This window comes from Clostridium sp. UBA871, assembly GCF_002295255.1.
In the GTDB taxonomy this organism is placed as follows: domain Bacteria; phylum Bacillota; class Clostridia; order Clostridiales; family Clostridiaceae; genus Clostridium_J; species Clostridium_J sulfidigenes.
This window is the reverse complement of the sequence record NZ_DBFV01000011.1, coordinates 821,748-843,752: the sequence shown is the minus strand read 5'-3', so window position 1 is coordinate 843,752 and position 22,005 is coordinate 821,748. Positions and strand designations below refer to the sequence as shown.

20 protein-coding genes are annotated in these 22,005 nt (G+C 30.6%); 1 reads left to right on the top strand and 19 read right to left on the bottom strand.

The window, feature by feature from the left end:
* Positions 1-31: 31 nt before the first annotated feature.
* Entirely contained in the window at positions 32-2,620 is a 2,589-nt protein-coding gene (locus tag B3086_RS17035; RefSeq protein ID WP_346848633.1) for a transglycosylase domain-containing protein, read from the top strand.
* 72 nt (positions 2,621-2,692) lie between these two features.
* Here the strand turns inward: B3086_RS17035 and spoVAE are convergent, their stop codons facing one another.
* From spoVAE to B3086_RS16940, 19 genes are all read right to left on the bottom strand, one after another.
* Complete coding sequence (gene spoVAE, locus B3086_RS17030) at positions 2,693-3,052, bottom strand: stage V sporulation protein AE (RefSeq protein ID WP_346848632.1); 360 nt, start codon at positions 3,050-3,052, stop codon at positions 2,693-2,695.
* A 2-nt stretch (positions 3,053-3,054) separates the two neighbouring features.
* Complete coding sequence (gene spoVAD / locus B3086_RS17025) at positions 3,055-4,074, bottom strand: stage V sporulation protein AD (RefSeq protein WP_150844476.1); 1,020 nt, start codon at positions 4,072-4,074, stop codon at positions 3,055-3,057.
* Positions 4,075-4,078: 4 nt separating this feature from the next.
* On the bottom strand, positions 4,079-4,531 hold the full coding sequence (spoVAC, locus tag B3086_RS17020; protein WP_346848631.1) for a stage V sporulation protein AC: 453 nt from the start codon (positions 4,529-4,531) through the stop codon (positions 4,079-4,081).
* A gap of 155 nt (positions 4,532-4,686) precedes the next feature.
* On the bottom strand, positions 4,687-5,442 hold the full coding sequence (gene sigF / locus B3086_RS17015; protein ID WP_035134413.1) for an RNA polymerase sporulation sigma factor SigF: 756 nt from the start codon (positions 5,440-5,442) through the stop codon (positions 4,687-4,689).
* A 9-nt stretch (positions 5,443-5,451) separates the two neighbouring features.
* Positions 5,452-5,883, bottom strand: a complete 432-nt coding sequence (gene spoIIAB / locus B3086_RS17010) for an anti-sigma F factor (protein ID WP_035134411.1) — start codon at positions 5,881-5,883, stop codon at positions 5,452-5,454.
* Positions 5,884-5,900: 17 nt separating this feature from the next.
* Positions 5,901-6,236, bottom strand: coding sequence for an anti-sigma F factor antagonist (gene spoIIAA, locus B3086_RS17005; protein WP_035134409.1), 336 nt, complete (start codon positions 6,234-6,236; stop codon positions 5,901-5,903).
* A gap of 410 nt (positions 6,237-6,646) precedes the next feature.
* Positions 6,647-7,282: a cyclodeaminase/cyclohydrolase family protein gene (locus B3086_RS17000; RefSeq protein ID WP_346848630.1), complete on the bottom strand. Its 636-nt coding sequence runs from the start codon at positions 7,280-7,282 to the stop codon at positions 6,647-6,649.
* 17 nt (positions 7,283-7,299) lie between these two features.
* On the bottom strand, positions 7,300-8,556 hold the full coding sequence (hutI, locus tag B3086_RS16995) for an imidazolonepropionase (protein ID WP_346848629.1): 1,257 nt from the start codon (positions 8,554-8,556) through the stop codon (positions 7,300-7,302).
* 22 nt (positions 8,557-8,578) lie between these two features.
* On the bottom strand, positions 8,579-9,475 hold the full coding sequence (gene ftcD / locus B3086_RS16990) for a glutamate formimidoyltransferase (protein ID WP_035134405.1): 897 nt from the start codon (positions 9,473-9,475) through the stop codon (positions 8,579-8,581).
* A 116-nt stretch (positions 9,476-9,591) separates the two neighbouring features.
* Positions 9,592-11,115 carry a histidine ammonia-lyase gene (gene hutH / locus B3086_RS16985; protein ID WP_346878553.1) on the bottom strand — a complete coding sequence of 508 codons (1,524 nt, stop codon included), beginning with the start codon at positions 11,113-11,115 and terminating at the stop codon, positions 9,592-9,594.
* A 332-nt stretch (positions 11,116-11,447) separates the two neighbouring features.
* Positions 11,448-12,581 carry a glycosyltransferase gene (locus tag B3086_RS16980; protein WP_346877781.1) on the bottom strand — a complete coding sequence of 378 codons (1,134 nt, stop codon included), beginning with the start codon at positions 12,579-12,581 and terminating at the stop codon, positions 11,448-11,450.
* Positions 12,582-12,947: 366 nt separating this feature from the next.
* Positions 12,948-13,832 (bottom strand): DMT family transporter, encoded by an 885-nt coding sequence (locus B3086_RS16975; protein WP_346877780.1) that lies wholly within the window; start codon positions 13,830-13,832, stop codon positions 12,948-12,950.
* Positions 13,833-14,015: 183 nt separating this feature from the next.
* Positions 14,016-14,669: an exopolysaccharide biosynthesis polyprenyl glycosylphosphotransferase gene (locus B3086_RS16970; RefSeq protein WP_346877811.1), complete on the bottom strand. Its 654-nt coding sequence runs from the start codon at positions 14,667-14,669 to the stop codon at positions 14,016-14,018.
* A gap of 240 nt (positions 14,670-14,909) precedes the next feature.
* Entirely contained in the window at positions 14,910-16,079 is a 1,170-nt protein-coding gene (locus B3086_RS16965; protein ID WP_346877779.1) for a DegT/DnrJ/EryC1/StrS aminotransferase family protein, read from the bottom strand.
* A 12-nt stretch (positions 16,080-16,091) separates the two neighbouring features.
* Positions 16,092-17,312 carry a glycosyltransferase family 4 protein gene (locus B3086_RS16960; RefSeq protein ID WP_346893970.1) on the bottom strand — a complete coding sequence of 407 codons (1,221 nt, stop codon included), beginning with the start codon at positions 17,310-17,312 and terminating at the stop codon, positions 16,092-16,094.
* Positions 17,313-17,334: 22 nt separating this feature from the next.
* Positions 17,335-18,387 carry a non-hydrolyzing UDP-N-acetylglucosamine 2-epimerase gene (gene wecB, locus B3086_RS16955; RefSeq protein ID WP_346879542.1) on the bottom strand — a complete coding sequence of 351 codons (1,053 nt, stop codon included), beginning with the start codon at positions 18,385-18,387 and terminating at the stop codon, positions 17,335-17,337.
* Between the two features lie 19 nt (positions 18,388-18,406).
* Complete coding sequence (locus B3086_RS16950) at positions 18,407-19,501, bottom strand: glycosyltransferase (protein ID WP_346879541.1); 1,095 nt, start codon at positions 19,499-19,501, stop codon at positions 18,407-18,409.
* Between the two features lie 20 nt (positions 19,502-19,521).
* Positions 19,522-20,622, bottom strand: coding sequence for a glycosyltransferase (locus tag B3086_RS16945; RefSeq protein WP_346877775.1), 1,101 nt, complete (start codon positions 20,620-20,622; stop codon positions 19,522-19,524).
* Between the two features lie 26 nt (positions 20,623-20,648).
* Positions 20,649-22,001, bottom strand: coding sequence for an O-antigen polymerase (locus B3086_RS16940; RefSeq protein ID WP_346877774.1), 1,353 nt, complete (start codon positions 21,999-22,001; stop codon positions 20,649-20,651).
* Between the last annotated feature and the right edge of the window lie 4 nt (positions 22,002-22,005).

Genomic DNA, 22,005 nt, shown 5'->3' with positions numbered 1-22,005 from the left:
GAAGATATGTTCATCATAAAAGGAGGAGAATATGGGAGAAAATAAAAAAATTAAACCTAAGCAAAAAAAGCCCAAGAAGAAAAGTCGTAAAGTCTTTAAAGTAATATATATAGTTTTACTACTTTTAATAATAACTTGTGCAGCTGCTGGTTTTGGTATTATATCTGGCATGATTAAAACAGCTCCAGAGCTTGATCTTGATATATTTTTATCTAATGGAGAAACTACACTTCTATATGACAATAAAGGAAAAGAAATGGATGAGTATAAGACTCCTGAAAAGAGAATCTCTGTAGATATATCTACAGTACCTAAATATCTACAGGACGCCTTTGTAAGTATTGAAGATCAACGATTTTTAGAACATAAAGGTGTTGACATAAGAAGACTTGGAGGAGCTGTAATCCAAGATGCTAAAATAATTCTTGGTTTATCTAATGATGAAATCCAAGGTGCATCAACTATTACTCAACAGTTGGTTAAGTATAAGTTTTTCCTTGAAGATTCTATAAATAATAGAGCTAATATAGAAAGAAAAGTTCAAGAGATTTATTTGGCACGTAAGTTAGAAAAGCTTCTATCTAAGGAACAAATTCTTAACGAATACATGAATACTATCTTTTTAGGCGGTAACGCTCACGGAATTGAAGCTGCTTCAACCATGTATTTTGGAAAATCTGTAGCAGATGGTTTAACCCTTAAGCAATGTGCATTTTTAGCAAGTGCTGCTCAGAATCCAACTATATCTTATATGAATGCCTATGAAGCCTTTGAAAAGAAAGAAGCCTTTGACTCACCAAGAACTAAATTGGTTCTTGCTAAAATGCTAGAGCTGGGAAAAATAACTCAAGAGGAATATGATACTGCTTTAGCAGAACCTCTTATGCTAAATTTCTCAACTTTAGAGGGTGACAAAATGGTTTATGAATGGTTTTCAAGACCTGTAATAAAACAAGTGGCAAAGGATTTAATGAAAACCTATGGATATACTGAAGCTGAAGCCTATGAAAAAATCACCTTTGGTGGTTTAAGAATATATACAACCATGGATAGAAAACTTCAGGATTCAGTACAAAAAATTATGAACAATTATCTTAAAGATACTCAAGGCTCTAAGGCAGATGGAGTTCAAGCCTCTGCTATAATAACAGATTATCTTAAGGGTGAAGTTAAAGTTATAATTGGTGGTATTGGTGATCAACCAGCTATGTCTTATAATAGAGCTATCTCTGTTGGAAAGGATGGTCAAACCTTCCTACGTTCACCAGGTTCTAGTATAAAGCCACTTACTGTATATGCTCCAGCTATTGAAGGTAAAACTTTAACTGCAGGGTCGGTATTTGTAGATGGTCCATTACCAACTTCTATTGGTTCTAAATATCCAGATAAAGGCAGTTCCTACGTTCCACAGAACTGGAATTATGTATTTGACGGATATATTACTATCCGTGATGCTCTTGCTCTTTCTAAAAATACCGTGGCAGTATCTGTAGTTGATAGAATAGGTTTAGATACGTCAGCATCCTATGGAGAAAAATTTGGATTAAGTATAACTGATAGAGATAGAACTAGTATTTCTGCTTTATCTCTAGGTGAAATAGATGGAACTACACCTTATGAAATGGCTCAAGCCTTTGGTACCTTTGGAAATCAAGGAAATATGACTACTTCAAGAATATATACTAAGGTTACTGATAAGAATGGTAAAGTTCTACTCGAGCCAAAACTTGAATCTAAACAAGTAATTTCTCCACAAACAGCTTATATTGTTTATGATATGCTTGAAGGTTCTGTGAACAACACAGGTCCACAAGCAAGATTTGGGAATATGGAAGTTAGGGGTAAAACTGGTACCTCTGAATCTACCAAAAACCTTTATTTCAGTGGATTAACACCTTACTACTCAGGCGCTGTATGGATGGGCTATGATAATAGTAAGGAATTACCTTTTACTAGTAGTAGCGTTCCAGCTGGTCTATGGGGTAAGATTATGGCAGCAGCTCATGAGGGGCTTGAATATAAATCTCTTCAGGCTCCTGGTGGATTAACTAGTGCTTATATTTCTAAAGATTCTGGAACCCTTCCAACGGCGCTTACTAAGAGGGATCCTAGGGGAAATAGAATTTACTCTGAAATCTTTATAAGTGGTACTCAACCAACTACTCTGGATAATATCCATGTGGAACTTGACGTTGTAAAGGCTGCTGATGGTAAATACTACTTACCTTCTGATAAAACACCTAAAGATAAAATACAAAAGGTAGTATTTATAACTCGTGATACTAGATTATATTCTGGTAACATGCTTGATAATAAATACCTAGCTCCAGTGGCTAAAGATCCTACAGAATATAAGGTTGAAGAAAAAGATAAAGATAAAGACAAGGATAAAGATAAAAATAAAGATAAAATACCTAATCCTAATAAACCTGGTGAAAATACAAATCCTGGTGATACAACTACACCTCCTGTAGGCCCATCTGATCCTGGTGGTGATACTGGAGATGAAGGTAATGAAGGTAACACTGGAAATAGTGAAAATAAGCCTGAAGCTTTCAATCATCTGTTAAATATCTATACTATGATCCCTAAAATATTTAGTAATAGTATAAGAGGCTAAATAATTCTATTATAAAACTATAAAATTAAAGTCTTCTCAAATACACAAATTTGAGAAGACTTTTTATATGCTTTACTTCGTTTTAGAGTCAAATAGTACTGACATTAGGTATCCAAATACTACAGCAGCCGCTATACCTGCAGAAGTAGCACTTACACCTCCTGTAACAATTCCTAATAAACCATTTTTATCAACTTCCTCCATAACACCTTTAGCTAAGGAATATCCAAATCCAGGTAGAGGAATCCTAGCTCCCGATAAACCAATCTCAGCTATCTTTTCATATATGCCAAATCCTTGAAGAACTACCCCTGATACTACAAAGATAACTAATATTCTAGATGGAGTTAATTTTGTGGTATCCATTAAAACTTGACCTATTACACAAATGATTCCACCAACTACAAAAACCCTTAGAAAATCTCCCCACATATTTATTCACCCCCAAACTCTAGAGCAATGGCATGGGCTATACCTGGTATAGTTTCACCTTGATAGTTAGATATGGTGCTTAGAAGAGCTCCTGTAGCAATTAGTAACACCTTTTTATACTTTTTCTGTATCATTCCTTTATAAATCATACTACTCATAACTGTAGCAGAACATCCTGCTCCACTACCTCCACAGTTGGTACTCTGTGATTTACAATCAAATATTTCATCACCACAATCAATATAATTTGATCCTATATTATAGCCATATTCCTTTAATAACTCAGTAGTTATTTGCTTACCAACAGAACCTAAATCTCCACTGACAATGATGTCGTAATCACTAGGCTTTCTACCTGTGTCTTGAAAATGTTGTTTTATAGTATCAACTGCTGCTGGAGCCATGGCTGCTCCCATTTCATTAGGGTCAGTTATTCCATAATCCTTTACCTTACCAAGGGTAATATGAGTTACACGAGGTACATTGTTTCCCTTTTTAGCTAATACCACCGCTGCTGCACCTGTAACCGTCCATTGAGATGATGGAGCTCGTTGACTTCCCATTTCTAGAGGTACTCTAAACTGACGCTCTGATGATGAGAAATGAGATGAAGATACTGCCATCATATGATTACCTATATCTGCTTCTAAACATATTGATGCTAGTGAAAGTGCTTCTATAAATGTTGAACATGCCCCATATAAACCCAAAAATGGAATATCTACTTCTCTTGCCATAAAACAAGATGGCATTAATTGATTTATTAAATCCCCGGCAAAAACATAAGAGATATCTTGTTCTTTAAGGTGTGCTTTTTTAAGTACTTCTTGAACTACATGTAGTTGCATTTTACTTTCTGCCGATTCAAAGGTCTTACAACCACATAAATCATCCTCTAGAATCTCGTCAAAATTATCCTTTAATGGACCTTCCCCTTCTTTGGGACCAACAACGGTATATGTAGCTATAAGTCTTGGTTTTGTCAATAATTCTACTGTTTGTAATCCTACTTTTCTTCCCATATTATTACCACCTAAAAATATAATATAATATTCCAAGTATAACAGAGGCACTAATGCTATAAACAAGCACTGGTCCTGCTATAGTAAACATCTTTGATGCAACTCCAAACACATATCCTTCTTTTTTAAATTCTATGGCTGGTGATACAATAGAGTTTGCAAAGCCTGTTATTGGGACTACCGATCCAGCTCCTGCATAATCTCCAATTCTGTCATATATACCTATCCCTGTTAAAAGGGCTCCTAGAAATATCATAATAACTGTTTCCCATGCAGTAGCTTGTAATTTATCTTGACCTAAATAAATCAATGTTTTAAAAATAATCTCTCCAACTACACATATTAATCCACCAGTCCAAAAGGCTCTGAAAGAATTCTTAAATATAGTAGGTTTAGGTTTGGAACTTTCATATACATTTTGAAACTTAGCTTTTATTTTAGTTTCTTTTACTTTCATTATTATCCTCCTAACATCAAAATTGTAAAAGTATTAATGATAGTATCTGCATTTTACTAAAATTTAAACAAAAAAAGATGCTTACGCATCTTTTTCAAATTTACAAATTAAAAACTTATGATTTTTTTAACCTTCGAAGAAGCTAAGAACTCTGTTTACCCAGATAGCCTATCTCTCATAATTTTTAGAACTTTTTTTTCAATTCTAGAAACTTGTACTTGACTTATGCCCATCATCTTAGCTACTTGAATTTGAGTTTTATCTTTAAAATATCTAAGTATTATAATTTGCCTTGATTTAACATCCAATTTATTTAAGGCTTCCTTCAATGCTAGCTTATCAATTACCTCATTATCTTCTTCATAATCCTCACTAAGCTTATCTATAAGTAATACTGGAGCTCCGTCATCTTGATGAATAGTGTCATATAAGTATTGCATGCTACTAGCAGATTCTAGTGCAGTGATTATATCTTCTTTATCTACTTTTGAATAATCTGATAATTCTTCAATGGTGGGTTCTCTTCCGAGTTCTTTGGTTAATGCATCCTTATCATAGTGTAACTTTCTAGCCGTATTTTTAATGCTTCTACTTACCTTTATCATTCCATCATCTCTTAAAAATCTTTTTATTTCTCCTATAATCATTGGAACAGCATATGTAGAAAATTTTACATTAAAGTTCTCATCAAAGTTATTTATAGCTTTCACTAGGCCTATGCATCCTATTTGAAATATATCATCGTACTCATAGCCTCTATTTAAAAACTTTTTGCTTATAGAAGAAACTAAAGGTAAATTCATTTCTGTTAAATATTCTAAAGCTTCATTATCTCCTTCTTTAGCCCGTTTTATAAGTTCCTTATTATCGTCATAATTATAGTTATTATTTCTATGAATTTTCTCACTCATATTTTTCACCTATCTTACAGTGTTGAAAGCTTTTTTCATTGTTACAGTTGTTCCCTCACCCTTTACAGATTCTACTATTAGGCTATCCATAAAAGTTTCCATAACTGTGAAGCCCATTCCTGATCTCTCTAGGTCAGGTCTAGATGTATATAGAGGTTGCATTGCCATATCTACATTATCTATTCCCGCACCATTATCTATTACTTTTACTGTAAACTCATTCTCAATAATTGTAGCCTCTAATTTTACAAAGTTACCTTCACTTTCATTGCCATAGCCATGAATAATTGCATTGGTAACTGCTTCTGATACTGCAGTTTTTATATCACTAAGCTCGTCTAATGTAGGATCTAACTGCGCAGCAAAAGCTGCTATTACAACTCTTGCAAAGCTTTCATTTTTAGATAAACTACTAAATTCAACTTTGATTTTATTTTCCATATCATTAATTCCTCCCACTAAATGTTCCTTAGTGCTTCTTCAACATTTTCATACATTGAAATTATTTTAAACATACCTGAAAGTTCAAATATTCTCTTAACTGTAGGTGTAACATTTGTTAAGCACACCTTGCCACCCCTTAAGGACATCTTCTTATATCTTCCTATTACTGCTCCAATTCCTGAACTATCCATAAAATTCACACCAGAAAAATTGAAAATTAAAGCCTTATATCCATCTTTATCTAAAATATCATCAATCCTAGTTCTAACTTCTTCTGCACTGTGATGATCAAGTTCTCCTTGAAGTGTAACTACGATTTTGTCATCTAATGGTTCAAACCTAAGTAACATACGCTTCCCTCCAACCTATATTATATTCATAAATTTTTACATTTAGAACATACACTAATTATACACTATATTGTTAATCCGTTACAGTTTTTTCCAAAATTTATTTGAGAAATTTAATACAAAAATATTTACTTGTCAACATATTTTTACATTCATCGCCTTCATTATTTTACATTTAAGCATAATTTTCATATTTGCACAAATAATATTGATTTAAAACTTAGCAACTTAGCGTAATAAAAATTAGTGGTATCGCTTCTCTGTATCTTATTAATTTAAAAATTATTTAGTGAGTTCTTCATATTTATAACTATATTTATAAATATAATCTTATTAAAAAAGAGAATGCACTCAATGGATATTCTTCCCTGAGACATTCTCTTTTATATAGTGTTTGTAATTATCTTAAGCTACATATGTTGATTTACAATAGCTAATATCTCTTTTTGCTTTTTCATACCATCTTCACTTAATTTTTTTAATTCACTTCTAATTTCCTCTGTATAAGCTTCATCCTTTATAGAAGAAAGATTTATTTTTACATTTAAAATTGCTCCTTCTATAGCACTTTGAGCCAATAATGCTGCTACACCACCATCAGAAATAGCGTTTTTATTACCATATTTAACGCATACAAGAATTCCTTCATAAATTTCATAGGATCTTCTTGCTACTTTTAATGGTACTTGTGTTGCTGCCTTATACCCTAATTGTATTTTACTACTTCTAGCAGCTTTTTCTTCATCAGTATCCTTAGGCATTTTAAATGCAGCCATAAGTTCATTGAAAGCTTCTGTATCTTCATTCATAAGGTCTAAGAATTCATCCTTTTCTCTTCCTGATACTTCTAAATATTTATTTACTAATGCTTTTTCTTCCTCATTTAATGCTTCATAAGCTTTTTTGCCTACAGTTAAGTTAAAAACCATTGATGATAATGCACTAGATAATGATGCACAAAGAGCTGCTACACTTCCACCACCTGGAGCTGGTGAATTTGAACCTAATTCTCCAATAAACTCTCTCACAGTTTTTGTATCTAACATAAATATTCCTCCTGTAATTACTTATTTTTTTCTCTATCTACAACTATCTTACCATTTTTTATTACCTTGTCTATAGAATTTATTCCAAAGTGATAAACTAGATAATTTAAGTTTTTGCTATTAAATATAGCTATATCGGCCTTTTTACCTTTTTCTATAGAACCTACAGATTTTTCTCTATTAATAGCACAAGCTGCATTTATAGTCATAGCATTGATTATCTCATTAGGAAGCATTCTCATTCCGAAACATGCAAAGGTCATAACATTTTGCATGGATTCAGTAGGAGATGTTCCTGGGTTACAATCTGTAGCAAGTGCAACGGCCACGTTATTATCGATCATATCTCTTGCTCTTGCAAACTTACCAAGCATTAAATAGAAAGCTGTAGATGGTAATAATACCGCTACCACATCATTTTCACTTAAAGCCTTTATTCCTTCATCCGAAGCTGCTATTAAATGCTCTGCTGAAATACATTTCAACTCTCCTGCAAGCTCTGCTCCCTTAACAGATTCAACTTCATCACCATGAAGCTTGAGTTTCATTCCATATTCTCTACCCTTTTCAAGGATTTTTCTACATTCCTCAGTAGTGAATACTCCTTCTTCACAGAAGCAATCTATAAATTCTGCTAAATTTTCTTTTGCTATACCTGGTATCATTTCTTCCATTATAAGTTTTATAAAACCTTCTCTATCACCTTTATATTCCTTAGGAATAGCATGGGCTCCCATAAAAGTAGATACCACATCTATTGGATGAGTCTTATCTAATCTTTTATTTACTTCTAATATTTTTTTCTCGGTCTCTAAGTCTAAACCATAGCCTGATTTACTCTCTACAGTAGTTGTACCGTGATTTAACATTATATTAAGTCTACTTTTAGCTTCTGCTACTAATTCATCTAGAGATGCTTTTCTAGTGTTTTCTACGGTACTTAATATTCCTCCACCCATATTTAGGATTTCAATATATCCTACCTTATTTAATTTTAGAGGTAATTCATTTTCACGACTTCCACTATAAACTAAATGAGTATGGGGATCTACAAGTCCCGGTGTAACTGTTTTGCCTTTACCACTAATAATTATGGTATCTTCATCTATATAGGATTTATATTCCTCATCTTTTCCTACAGCAGATATTATATCGTCTTCTATAAATACAAAACCATTTTCTATGATATTGGCATCATTCATTTCCTTGCCTTTTTTTCTATGGCTACCTTCACAGGTAACCAAGCAATCAATATTCCTAATTAATATAGACATGTCTTTCAACTCCTAAGCTATTTTATTCGCTTATTCTTCTTTCTAGTATTTGATCCATGGAGAAATTCTCTATTTGAAGATAGTACTCAGCACTATTGATTAAAGCAGCCATTGGTACAAGTCCTATAACTTCACTACCAACTACTGGTACTCCATAGCGTTTTGCTTCCATCTTAACCATTTCAAAAGCTCTGTATACTGCTGTTTTTTCATAGTTTACTAAGTTCATAGATACTTGTGCTATATTTCTATCTTCAAGCATTACTCCCATAGCCTTTGCAAATCTTAATCCACCACCTAAATGTCTAACTGTCTTAGCAATAGTATCTGCTATTTGTAAATTGTCTGTTCCTAAATTTACATTGAAGGCTACTAAAGGTTGTCTTGCAGCAATAGCAACGCATCCACCCTTAACATTAACTTCTTTTGGACCATAGTCTGGTGCCCATTTATCTTCTTTTATTTTTTCAAAGAAGCCTTCATATTGACCTTTTCTTACCGTTGCTAAATTTTCTCTATGTGAAGCTGTAGCAGCTTTTTCATATAAATATACTGGAATATTAAATCTTTCTGCAATTACTTTACCAACTCTATTAGCTATTTCTACGCACTCTTCCATGGTAATTCCATCGATAGGTACAAATGGAACTACATCTAGAGCACCCATTCTTGGATGAGCTCCTGTATGAGCACTCATATCTATATTTTCATAAACCTTTTCTGCCATATTTATTATCGCTTTCTCTAGAGCTTCTGGTTCTCCTACCACAGTAACAACAGATCTATTATGGTCTGCATCACTAGAATAGTCTAGTAACTTTACTCCCTCTACTCCTCTAAATACATTTACTATAGCTTCAATTTTTTCCTTGTCTCTACCTTCACTAAAGTTAGGTATACATTCTACTATTCTTGCCATAATTAACTCCTCCTATTTATTTGTAGTTGATACCAATACCTGTATTTATAGATATTGGTATCACCTTTTATTTTTAAATTATAATATACTAATTCTTTAAAGTCTTTAGGGTTGCATTAATAATTAACCTTAACTACTTCTTCAACTTTATTAGCTAGTTCTCCACTACGAAGAAGATCTGTAACCTTATCTATCTCTTTATACATAACTACATCATTTTCTATAAAGTTAACTACGTTTCTAACTGATTCATAGGCAACCTTAGTTCCTTTACCTAAAGTATAATCCTCTCTAAAATCGATAGCTTGACATGCAGCTAAAATTTCAGTAGCTACGACTCTCTCTGCATTTCTTATTATATCCCTTGCCTTTCTAGCTGCTATTGTACCCATGCTAACATGATCTTCTTGGTTTGCAGAAGAAGGTATTGAATCAACACTAGCAGGATGAGCAAGGATTTTATTTTCAGAAACTAAAGCTGCTGCTGCATATTGAGTTATCATAAATCCAGAATTTAGGCCACCATGTTTAACAAGAAAAGCTGGAAGATCATTTAATTGATAGTTAATTAATCTTTCAAGTCTTCTTTCAGATACATTGGCAATTTCACTCATAGCTATACCTAAGAAGTCAAAAGTTAATGCCATAGGTTGACCATGGAAGTTTCCTCCTGAAATAACGTCTCCTTCCTCTGTTACTATTGGATTATCTGTTACTGAATTAATCTCTATTTCTACTTTATGTTTTGCATAATTTAATGCATCCTTAGAAGCTCCATGAATTTGTGGTATACATCTTAAAGTATATGCATCCTGTACTCTAATTTCCCCTTGAGATGTCACAAGAGAACTTCCATCTACTAAAGCTAATATGTTCTTTGCTGTTTCAATTTGCCCTTCATGAGGACGTATGTTATGAGTTCTTAAATCAAACGCATCTCTTATTCCTCTTAGTGCTTCTACTGTTAATGCAGCAGCTATATCGCCACTCTTAATTAAGTTTATTCCATCCCATAAAGCCAAAGCTCCAACAGCAGTCATAACTTGAGTACCGTTAATTAATGCAAGACCTTCTTTAGCTATTAATTGAACTACTTCTATACCAGCTTTATTCATAGCTTCTCTACCACTTATTATTTTACCCTGATACTCAGCTTCTCCTTCTCCTAACATTGGTAATACCATATGAGATAATGGTGCTAAATCACCAGATGCTCCTAAAGACCCTTTCTCTGGTATTACTGGATGAACTCCCTTATTTAGCATAGCCACCAAGGTTTGTAGTGTTGATAATCTTATTCCTGAATATCCTTTGGATAAAGCATTAGCTCTAAGCAAAATTATTGTTCTCACTATATCTGTATCAAGGCTGTTTCCAAAGCCACAAGCATGAGATATAATTAAATTTCTTTGAAGAGTTTTGCAATCTTCACCTGATATAGATACATCAGAAAATTTTCCAAACCCTGTAGTTATTCCGTAGACTATTCTATCTTCTTCAACAATTTTATCTACAATTCCTCTAGATTTTTCTACTCTTTTTATGGCTTCTTCACTAAGCTCAACTTGATAATTATTTCTAGCCACATTTACTATATCTTCAAGTCTTAAGTCATTTCCATTGATTATTACTTTATTCATTAATATCTCCCCTTTACAATATACTTTCCTATATAATTACTATTCTTTATAAAATCAAAATAACCTTTTAATTATTACGTCTGAATATTATGAATATTTTTAATGTATTATCATTTTAACTTACTAAAGGAGCATTATCATCCTTATGATAAATTTATATAAATCTCATACATGGATGATTACTTCTAATATTTTAGCAATAAAAATACTATATTTTAGCAATAAAAATACTGTACCACATTGATATTTAAATCACTCTGATACAGTAACTCCTAAATTTTCATATACATTATATACTTAGTTAATCTACTTATATTTATAATAAAATAATTTTATATAGATTTTAATATTACTTCATACTCTTTTTTCAATTTTTCACCTATAACATTTAATGAATAATTATCCTCTACATATTTCTTTATATCTTCACTAGAAAATTGAGAATAATTTTTTACCATTTTATTCACTCCATAATATAACTCATCTACGCTTTCTTTTTCTACCAATATACCATTGAATTCATTAACAAATTCTTGAGGTCCGCCACACTTGGTAGCAAGAACTGGTCTTCCATAACTCATACTCTCAATGAGGACTGCTCCAAAAGTTTCCTTTATACTAGATGATATTACAAAATTACTTCTTTTTATATATTCTCCAACACTTTCATTTGGTATACTTCCAATAAAAGTACAATTATCCTTTATTCCAAAATTCTGAGCAAGATTCTCATAGCTCTCTTTATATGTGCCTTCTCCTATAAATAAAACATTAACCTTAAGAGATATATTTTTAATAAATCTAGCTAGTGCTGGAATAAGATATTTTATTCCTTTAACTTCATTTTCCTTCATACTTCCAATAAAAAGTATAGTCACCTTTTCTTTTATAGGATTATAAACAACTTTTTCTTTAGGAATATCTACTACATTTCCTATAACCTTACCATTAAAAACATATTCTAAATTTTCAAGTTCTTTTTTTAAAAATTCACTAACAGTTATGACACTCTTAGCGTTTAAGTATACTCTTTTTAGAATTCCATTATAGAACCTAGCAGCAAATTCCCTTGTATTTGATCTATGCTCCGTTAAAATATATGGTATGCTTTTATTCGTAAGATAATGTAAATATGCTATAACACCTGCTGGATATCCAACATGTGCATGAATTAAATCAATACTATTATCTTTAACTATTTTTTTTAGATCTCTAATGGAATTTTTAAAGCTATTAAATTTAGATAATTTACTATTTTTCATATAATCTGTATTAGCCCTGTATACCTTAATTGTATCTTCTATATTTAACCTTAAATCATTAGGTAAAATTTCATTATCAAAAGGATAATATACTATTGGATTAATACCAACACTTTTAAGAGCTTTAACCTGTTCTTTTATAAATATACCTCCAACATAATCTTTTTTATTTGGATACCACGCTGGTAATATCAATACATTCATATAAAACTCCTTTATTCTATATAATAGAATTAAATCTATTAGTCTTCTAAAGTAAAATTTCAGAGAAATATTTATTTATTTTAATTCTATACTATTCTTAATTTATATAAAATCCACCATACTATAATCCACTAGTATATGTTACTCTTTATTCTACATATAATAATTTCAATTAAGTTTCTATACCTGTATTAATCTTTAATCTAACTATATTAAGTAGCATTGATAAAATCTATTTATTGAATCTTATATATCGTACTATATAATTATAACTCATATATGCGACAAATTTCTATCTATTTATGAATCCATAATTACAAAAAATCACCTTATCAAAGTGATCCAATCATTTTGATAAAGTAACTCTTAATTTCTAACAGTATCCTTAGCTAGCTCAATCATAGCTAATATAATAATAACACTACCTATAATTATCTTAATAGATATGGCTTCCCCTAAAACAATTACACCTAAAACTAAAGATACTATAGGCTCTAAAGCGCCAAAGATTGCTGAGTTTGTTGGTCCTATGAGTTTTACTCCTCTTAAAAATGCCATCAAAGCAACCACAGTAGATATAAATGCAATTAGTAATATAGATATAATTCCATAAAAATTTATAGTGCTATTAAAGCTACTAGTTATGACTCCTGTACCACTTCCAACAACTGCAGAAATTATAGATATATAAAAGGTTATAACAAAGCTATTTATATTTTTAAGTTTCTCATTAGAAGCTCCAATGACATATATTGCATAGCAAAGAGCAGATAATAAAACTAGTATCACACCTATATTATTAACATTTCCAACATTGACATCCAACATTATAAATACACCTATAGTAGTTATAATTAAATAGAGAAATTTTTTCATCTTAAACTTTTCTTTATATATTACTATAGATAAGATCATAACCATTAAAGGATATGTATGTAGTATCATTCCTGCTATACCTACATCTATATAATTGTAGGCTAAAAATAATAGTATGGATGTCATTGAATATCCTACTACTCCTAAAAACAATATAAGCTTTATTTGTTCCTTATTTAATTTAAGTGAAAGATTTTTATTTTTTATATATATATAAAGTATTATTGATGCAAAAGTAAATCTTAATGCCAAAGTACTTATTGGATTTGCTCCACCTTTATATGCTAATTTAGCTAATATTGGCATTACCCCAAAAGCTATCGATGCTATGGTAATGTAAAAAATTCCTTTTATTTTTTCATTACTCTTGTCCATATTTTTTCCCCCCTCCTAACTCATAGTACATGCTAAAATTCTGTACCATGAAAGGAATATAAGAAATTAATTTTATATTTATAGCTACTACTATTTATATTTGTGTTCGTGCTATTATTATTTATAACTGCATATTTTTATCTATAACCCTAGCTCTAATACCTTTATTTTACTAATTCTCTCTTAAAAAGCGCCATCTCTCTTAAATACTTTAAAAACAGTAGTAAATAATATTTTTATATCATTCCATATTGAAAAATTACTTATATAGGTTAAATCATAATAAATGGTTTTTCCCAATTCTATCTCGCCTCTTCCACTGACTTGTGCAAGACCTGTTATTCCAGGTAATACTAGTAATCTTTGGTAATAATTTTCTGGATAATACTTTACAACATCAGGTATTTCAGGTCTAGGCCCAACCAGGCTCATGTCACCAAACAAAACATTAAATAATTGAGGTATCTCATCAAGGCTAGTATTTCTTAAAAAGCTGCCAACCTTTGTAACTCTATTATCGCTTTTACTTTGAAATACAAAATTATCCATATTACTTGGGTCTATCTGTAATTCCCTTTTACTTTCAGCTGATACTACCATAGTTCTAAATTTATATATAACAAAATCTTTTCTATTCTTCCCTACTCTAACTTGTTTAAATAACACTGGGCCTTTACTATCTAATTTTATCGCAATAGCGATAATTAAATATATAGGCAACAATATTATTATTCCTATAAGTGACAATATAATATCAAAAACCCTTTTCACAAAAAACTGAAATCGCTTATTTTCGATTTTTTCCTTTACATCTATTACTATATTGTTCTCCAAAATAATTCCTCCTTGTACGAACACAAAACTATTATATCATTTATTTGATAAAAAAAATATTTTTTAATTATTATGAATTTATTAATTTATATTATGTCAATATATATTATAGATTATAGATATTAAAGCTCATATTTCATACAATTTTAATTATTTTTAAAGATTTATAATTTAAGAACTTAATCCTACTTAAAAGAACTAAGTCCTTAAATTTAGATATACTCAATACTATATTAAATATATTTATTTGTGATTCTCTTTTATAATATCTGTAACTACATTAATTACATCTTGAACATCTTCATCTGTCATCTTAGGATATAATGGCAATGAAACTATAGTGTCAAAGTAATTTTCAGCAATTGGTAAATCACCTTCTTTATATCCATAGGTTTCTCTATAATAACTCATTAAATGTACAGGTATAAAGTGAACGCTAGTGCCTATATTAGCTTCCGCCATAAGTTCTATAAATTCATCCCTATCAATTGTAAGTTTATCTAATTCCAATCTTATTACATAAAGGTGCCATGAGTGAGTAGTATACTCTGCTTCTGGTGGAAGTTTAATTCCATCTAGATTAGAGAACGCCTCTTCATATTTTTTTACAATCTCTTTTCTTCTATCTTGCATGAAATCTAATTTATTCATTTGTGTTTTAGCCAGAGCAGCTTGAATATCAAACATATTGTACTTATGCCCTGGATATTCTATATCATATCTCCAAGTTCCACCTTTTCCATATCTATTCCATGCAGCTTTACTCATCCCATGAGTTGATATAATCCTTGCTTTTTCAGCTATATCTTCTCTATTAGTAGTAAGCATTCCGCCTTCACCTGTACATATATTTTTAGTTGCATAGAAACTAAAGGATGCACAGTCGCCTTTTTTTCCTATTAAATCACCTTTATAGTAAGTATCAATGGCATGCGCTGCATCCTCAGATACAAAAAGGTCATATTTTTCAGCAATAGCTCTTATTTTGTCCATATTACAAGCATGACCTGTATAATGCACCGGAACTATAGCTTTAGTTTTATCTGTTATTTTCTCTTCTATTTTATTTGCATCTATACAAAATGTATTTGGATCTATATCTACAAATACAGGTTTAGCACCTACATGAATTATAGTGTTGGCTGTAGCTGCAAAAGTAATTGGAGTTGTTATAACTTCATCTCCTGGTTTAACTCCTCCAGCTATTAAAGCAATATGTAATGCAGCAGTAGCTGAATTCATAGCGATAGCATATTTTGCACCTGTATATTCTGCGAATCTCTTCTCAAATTCAATAGTTCTAGGCCCCTTAGCTACCCATCCTGATTTTAATGTTTCTACTACTTCATTTATGTCATCATCATCAATTAGTGGTACTGAATAAGGTAAAAATGTTTCTCTTTTTCTAACCATATTAATTCCTCCTTACTTTAAGTCTAGTAATATATTTTCTAGTTTTCTTGCAATCGCTTCTCTAGAAAAATTATTCATAACATAACTTCTTCCATTTTTTCCCAAGTCTTCTCTTAGTTCTTTATTTTTATGTAGCTTTAAAATTGCTTTTGCAATTTCCTTTGAATTTTCAGGTTCAACCACAATCCCAGCTTGTGCATCATTAATTAAATTTTCTGCCTCACCTTCAACAGCTAATACAATAGGTATTTCTGAAGCTAAGTTTTCAAACATCTTTGATGGTAGTGCACCTTTAAATATATCTAATTTTTTTAATGGTACTACAGTTGCATCCATTGAAGCTATAATCTTTGGCATATCTTTTTTATCTTGCATAGGTAAAAAACTAACATTTTCAAGCTTCTTTTCTTTAACTTTATTCATAAGCATTGGCTTCTCTGGACCTTCTCCTATAAATACAATTTGTATTTCCTTTTCTTCTTTTATGATTTCAGCGGCATCGACTAATACTTCAAGTCCTTGAGCAATTCCATGAATTCCTGCATAAACAACTGCAAATTTATTTTTTATTCCTATACTCTCTCTAAATTCTTCCGACCTATTTTCTTTTTTGAAGAATTCTGTATCGACACCATTTGTTATGATATGAACTTTATTTTTATCAAACCCTCTAGAAACTATATTATCAACAATTCCTTTAGTTTGACCTGTAACCGCTGCAGCCTTTCTATAACAAAATTCTTCTAGCCACGTGGATGCTCTAATCATAGCTTTATTATTTAAAACACCTAATTTTACTGCTGACTCTGGCCATAGATCTGATACATTGAATATAAACTTAGCTTTTTTCATCTTTGATAGAACATATCCTGACCAGCCTAAAAATAATGGTGGTGATTCTGTTATTATCACATCTTGCTTTTCTATATGCTTTGCTCCATTAAATACACTACTCCAAGTAAATGATAAATAATTTCTAAGTCTCTTTACAAAATCCTTACTTTTAGTAGCATAAATTCCTGTTCTCACTATATCTATTCCATCAATAGTTTCTTTAACTATCTTCTTGCCCCTATATTCTTCAAATATTTCTCCTCTTGGATAGTTCGGCATAGCAGTCAATATCGTAACCTCATGACCAAATTTCTTTAATTGTTTGGCAAACTCAAAAATCCTATTCTGAGGAGCTCCTACTTCTGGAGGACAATACTGAGTTAAAAATAATATCTTCATTAGAATTCCCTCTTTACCAATCTTATTTTTTTATAATGCTACAAATCTTTTCAGATGATTTACCATCTCCAAATATATCCATTTGTGGTTGGCTTGGTATAAAATTAACTATAGCATCTAGTATCTTTTCTTTATCTGTTCCAACAATTCTATTCCAATCATTTTCTACAGTCTCCACCCATTCAGTTTCATCTCTCATAGTTATACATGGTTTTTTCATAAAGAAAGCTTCTTTTTGTACTCCACCGCTATCAGTTACTATTTTTACACAGTTACTTTCTAATGCAAGCATATCTAGATATCCTATTGGGTCAATTACTATTATATTGTCACCAAATTCTAAGTTATAATCGCTCATATACTTTTTAGTTCTTGGATGCAATGGAAGTACTATAGTCTTCTCACTGGCATTAAGGGCTTCTATTATATTTTTTAATCTTGAAATATTATTAGTATTTTCAGCTCTATGTATTGTAGTTAATATAAATTCTTTGTCCCTTAAATTCAATCTTTCAATTATTGTACTGTTTTTCTTAGCAATCTCACCAAAATGAAGAACTGCATCAAACATTACATCTCCCACATTATATACATTCTCTACTATACCTTCATTTTTTAAGTTTCTAATAGCTGTTTCCGTAGGTGCAAACAATTTGGATGATATATGGTCTGTAAGTATTCTATTCTGTTCTTCTGGCATAGCTTTATTAAAGCTCCTAAGTCCTGCTTCAACATGAACTACAGGAATTAACATTTTACTTGCAACTAATGCTCCGGCCAAAGTAGAATTTGTATCACCATATACTAAAATCATGTCGGGATTTTCTTTAACACATATTTCCTCTAGCTTTGTCATCATCTCTCCAGTTTGCTTTCCATGTCCTCCAGATCCAACTGAAAGGTTATAATTAGGGTAAGGTATGTTTAATTCATCAAAAAATATTTTTGACATATTTTCATCGTAATGTTGCCCTGTATGAACTAATATTTCTTCATGTTTTTCTCTTAACTTATTAGATACTGCCGCAGCTTTAATAAATTGAGGTCTAGCTCCAATAACTGTTATTATTTTCATAATTTATACTCCTTTTAGCTTACTTATGTTGACTATTTAACAATTCTTTATATATAACCTCTACCTTATTAAAATTATCTTTAACATTGTAATTATTAACAACAAATTGTCTTCCGTATTTTCCCATAGAAATTCTTAGTTCCTCATCTGTAATTAACTTTTCTATAGCTTTCTCAAGGGCAATAGTATCTTCCTTAGGAATTACAATACTACTTTTTCCAGGGCATGTCGCTTCTGGTAACCCACCTACATTGGATACTATAGTTGGGGTTCCACAAGCTTGAGCTTCTACAGCAGCTACCCCAAAACTTTCACTATCTAAAGTAGATGGAAATACTGCAATATCAAATCTATTAAATGACTGCACTACTTCTTCTGGAGTTATAAATCCTAAAAATTCAACTCTACTCTCTATATTTAATTTTTTACATAGGTTATCTAAATATTCCTTTTGAGATCCTATTCCCCCTATTTCCAGGTAAATATTATCATACTTTTTCGCTAAATTACCGAAAGCTCTTACCAAATATTCAATTCCATATTTAGCCTCTAAAGCTTTAATTGTTCCGATTACTATCTCTTCTCTATTATCATATTTATTTTCATTAGGTTTAAATAAATTAATATCTACACCGAATGGAGTTATTTCTATAGATTTATTAGTATATTTCTTGGTTTCCTCAGCCATTACTTTACTTGTAGATAGCAATACATCTGCTTTAGATAAGTTTCGCTCAACAAATTTTCTACATAATATATTCTGTTTTGGAAAATCATAAACATCACTTCCCCAAACAGAAATAACGTAAGGATGAAAATTAGTAGCTCCAGCTAAAAACGCATAACTAGTTGCATAGTGTGCATGCAGTATATCTGGTTTTATTTCATTAACTAAAGCTTTAACCTTCCCTGTATACGTAAGATATTGAATCTTATTCATAAAACTTCCATTTCTAACATTATCTAATTGTATTTTTAGACTATGTACAGTAACTCCATCTATTTCACCATCATTTAATGAAATTACATGTATATCATATCCCTTAGTCTTAAAAAATTTACACCACTTTTTTGTATGTATACTATTTGCATCAGATAAATAACAAATCTTCATTTTTTCACCTCTTATATCTACTATTTATGTAGGCTTCTTACCACAGCATAAGCCCTTTTTTCCCAAGTATTATTTTCAAAGGCTTCACTCATTGCTAGTTTCATTCTATCATAATCTTTGCTATAATTTTTTTCTACATATTTTAATATATTTTCAATATTCTCTTCATTATATTTAGTAGTATATCCTATATTGTTCTTCTCAATAAATTCACCACACGCGGTATTACTTACTCCTAAAATTGGTTTACCGTAAGAAATATAAGAAAATAATTTCATTGGTATTGCAAATTCCCAATAACTTGTAGGCTCAACTATTAAAGAAAACATATCCGCACTAATCGCAATTTTATCTAGTTCATTACCACTTTCATGTATGATTTTTATTCTATCATTTAAATATTCATAGTAGTACCCTTTATTAGCTTCCCATTCTTCTTGCCTACAGCAGATAGTTAAAGTAAATCTTTCATTATTAGCTACAGCTTTAACCATTTCTTCGATATTATAAAGCTCCCTATTAAGACCTCCAACATATAGGATAGAAAATTTATCTTTTGATATATCTAATTGTCCTGTAGCTTCTATAAATTCACACCCAGATGGTAATTCTAAAATAGGTTTATTTAGTTTTATAGGTATATATTTTTCCATTCTTAGGGATGGCAAATATAAAACATCTATAGAACTCTTATATTTTAATAAATCATAATAGTAAAATGTATATGCTATTGCCCTTTTAGGTGTTGAAACAGTATTTTTGTATTGACTGAATCTCCAATGAATATCCCTATAAAATAATCCTACCTTAATTCCTCTTTTTCGACAAAATTTAAGAAATTTGAAATCAAAAAAAGGATGAATTGGTATGTGGTGTGATTCTGTAAGAAGTGTTGGTTCTGTTGAGCTTTCCATGTAAATAAAATCAAACTTCTCACCGTTCTCTATTTTATTTTCAAGTTTTTTTATAGTATTTTTACGTTCAGCAGCATACCCCTTTATAACTTCAACCTCATACCCTAACTCTTTAAACCCTTTTACTATTTTTATTGGTCGTAGATTAGAAGCGCTCGGATGCTCTTCATGAATTTTAAAAGGAAAATATACAATACATTTCTTCATTTTATATCCTACTTTCTAATGAACTCTTACCCTTTATATCCCTTATTTATCTTCTTTTCTAAAAACTTACTTAAATAATTAACAAATATAAATAATAAAACTATTATTATTATATTTGCACTATATATAAAATCAAAAAAACCACCTTGTGTTATACTTGCTAATTCACTAGTTAAAATTCCAAATAAAGCTACATTAAGAGCCGTTTTACGAAATTTTTTAGTAAACAAATAGTATATCATTCCAAACAATAAAGATATATATACTATACTTAAAAGCAATCCAATTGCACCAAAGTTTGCATAAGCTTCTCCAATAAAAAGTGCATTCATTACTCCAGCAGTACCTTCATATACACTTCTTGAACCATAAAAAGCCATAATTACTTTGGCAGACCTTAGAGGCGTCAAATCTGAACTTAATACCTTAATTATTGTACCAGATAAACTTCTTCCCATTAAGAATGGAAAATGCTGAGGAAAGAAATCAAAATGATACATAAGGGTTCCTGCTTGTGTAAATATTACTCTACTTATAGGACCAGTGTGTATAGAAAATTCTAATGCATATCCCATAACTTTGTAAAGTAAAAAAATCACTCCACCCAAACACCCTACTATCACATATAACAAATGTCTCCTTATACCATCATTTAACATAATATATATTATTACAAATGTGAACAAATAAAATATAACTGGCGTCTTTGCAAAATTATACGTTTTAGTAAATAGTGAACATATAAATAAGACTCCAAATAGCACTATCCATCTTTTATTTTTAGTAGTATATACATATACAAAAGATATATATGAAAATACAGGTATTAAAGAAAGTATAAGTATGTTTTTCACATATTCATGTATTATTGTAACGTTAGATATGTTTATTCTAGCTGTTTTAAAGTTAAACCCTGGCTCAGCAAAAACCATCTTTAACAATGGTGCATATCCTATCTTTACAAATAACATAATCATTAATATTATAGAAATACTTGAAATCCCTAATACTATGTAAAATACTATTTGCTCATTATCTACATTAGTTTCTTTACTTAAATACTCACTATATATATAATTGATATCTACTTTTAATAATTTGTACAGAAAAATTATAATTAAAGGAAGTAGTACAGCTGTTAACAGTACATAAAAAAATGTTCTAGGTATGGTATCATTATTTAAAATATATGTAATAGTATAATGTTCTCTGTCTCCAAGAAATACTAAACTAGTACCAATATATGTTTGAAGTATAAATAAATAAAATGTATAGGATATTAAATTTAATTTTCTTACACTTAATGTTCCTGCTGCTTTTTTGAACAAGTAAGTACTTAATGTTAATCCTAATGCAACTATTAATATTTTTAAAGCCATAAAC